Raw genomic sequence first — 896 nt, forward strand, 5'->3', positions numbered from 1 at the left:
GGAGGTGGAATTAATGTCAAAAGATAATAACAATAACCAAAATATTCCAAATAAAAAAGAACCTGGTCATTTTGGCGGAGGACCAGGCGGAGAAAAAAGAAGTAATGAACCAGCTAGAAAGAGTTATAATAATCGTACTACTGAATTTGAAAAGCCTAACGAATCCACAATGGAATCATTATTTGGAAAAGAGTTTAAGAAGCGTGATTAATTTTTTAAACTATAAATTTTATAATATTCATCTGTACTTTTAGGCTGGTAATAGTATTCTTTAATTACTTTTTCATCATTTTTTATAATAGGTGTAGGCTCTAAAACAAAAATCGAATCTAAATCATCTGTTAGTTGGTGATGAAATAATATACCTTGATAAATTGGTTTACTATCATCTTTGTACTTTTCGATATAAAACATATTTGCTGTTTGCAAAATAGTATCAATAGCATGTTGTTCGTTAAATGGATTTAGTTTGTTATTTTTTCTTTCTTTATTCATATTATATCTAAATTTCTTAATCATTTTTACGTACAACGATTTATTTAATATATAGATCACTATAATTGCAATTACGAATGAAATAATCGTATTTAAAATAGCATAAATCGGAATAAAGCTAACAAAATAAACAATGATCAAATAGATACCTATACTTATTAAAGAAAACAATATCGAAAACATTCTTTTTATTTCTGGTCTTTCAGTGTCGAATAGAGATAAATAATCTAAGTAAATATATGTGAATAATCCAGCGACACCAGAACTGCACAATAATAAAATTAATTCCAAAATCTCCACCTACTTTTTTTGTTTAATTATAACATATATCTATACTTTTCGATTAATCTATTACTTTTAACTATACTTATTGGGTACCTAGTACCCTTATTATTTTTTAC

General features: G+C 26.0%; 2 protein-coding genes. One reads left to right on the forward strand and one right to left on the reverse strand.

Features of this window, described 5'->3' with window-relative positions; translation table 11 throughout:
* The coding region (locus HMPREF2715_RS08455) for a hypothetical protein (protein WP_256327027.1) at window positions 1-211 on the forward strand (211 nt) is incomplete at its 5' end.
* Here the strand turns inward: HMPREF2715_RS08455 and HMPREF2715_RS08460 are convergent.
* Window positions 208-786, reverse strand: coding sequence for a DUF1129 domain-containing protein (locus HMPREF2715_RS08460; protein WP_070839846.1), 579 nt, complete (start codon window positions 784-786; stop codon window positions 208-210). The two genes, HMPREF2715_RS08455 and HMPREF2715_RS08460, sit on opposite strands and share 4 nt — an antisense overlap.
* Between the last annotated feature and the right edge of the window lie 110 nt (window positions 787-896).

It is taken from the genome of Staphylococcus sp. HMSC062A01, from assembly GCF_001836805.1.
Classification (GTDB): Bacteria; Bacillota; Bacilli; order Staphylococcales; family Staphylococcaceae; genus Staphylococcus; species Staphylococcus haemolyticus.